The sequence below is a fragment of the Pseudomonas sp. 51_B genome (assembly GCF_017491595.1).
In the GTDB taxonomy this organism is placed as follows: Bacteria; Pseudomonadota; Gammaproteobacteria; order Pseudomonadales; family Pseudomonadaceae; genus Aquipseudomonas; species Aquipseudomonas promysalinigenes.
Window position 1 is genome coordinate 1 of the sequence record NZ_JAFGYW010000325.1, and the last position, 465, is coordinate 465.

Annotated in this window: 1 protein-coding gene and 1 pseudogene; one reads left to right on the forward strand and one right to left on the reverse strand. The window is 64.5% G+C overall.

The features are described from left to right. Window positions 1-217 (reverse strand): endonuclease V (locus J5M56_RS25050; protein ID WP_347709439.1); only part of this gene is annotated, 217 nt, incomplete at its 3' end. A gap of 141 nt (window positions 218-358) precedes the next feature. Between J5M56_RS25050 and J5M56_RS26890 the strand changes: the two are divergent. Then, window positions 359-465: pseudogene (locus tag J5M56_RS26890) on the forward strand (GlxA family transcriptional regulator); the annotation flags it as partial.

Consider the following 465-nt stretch of genomic DNA (forward strand, 5'->3'; position numbering starts at 1 on the left):
GTTGGCGGGTTTCGGCATCCAGCAGCACGGCGGCGGCACGGGTGATGCGTCCGCCTTCTTCGAACCCGACGTCCACCCCGGCGACGAGGCGCAGTGGCGGAAAGTCGTCCTCCAGCCGCACCTGCGCGGCCAACTGGCGCTGCAGGTCGCGTGCGGCCGCGACGCTGCCATCCCAGCCGCTCAGTGGGTCTGCATACACGTGGCGTTGATCGACCATTGATCCCTCCGTGCCCGGTTGGACGGGCTGGTGTGCCAGCTGGTTCAGCCGTCTGGACATTTCCAGGAAAAGCGAAGACGATCCCGCCATCACGCGGCAGTTTAGTCACGCTTCCGATAACAAGAAACCAAGCGGTACGACATGAACCGGATCTGCATTCTGGCTACCGACGGGGTCTTCGCTTCGACCCTGATGCATGCCAAGGACTTCTTCCACATGGCCGGCCTCCGCCACGCCAAGCGCCTGGG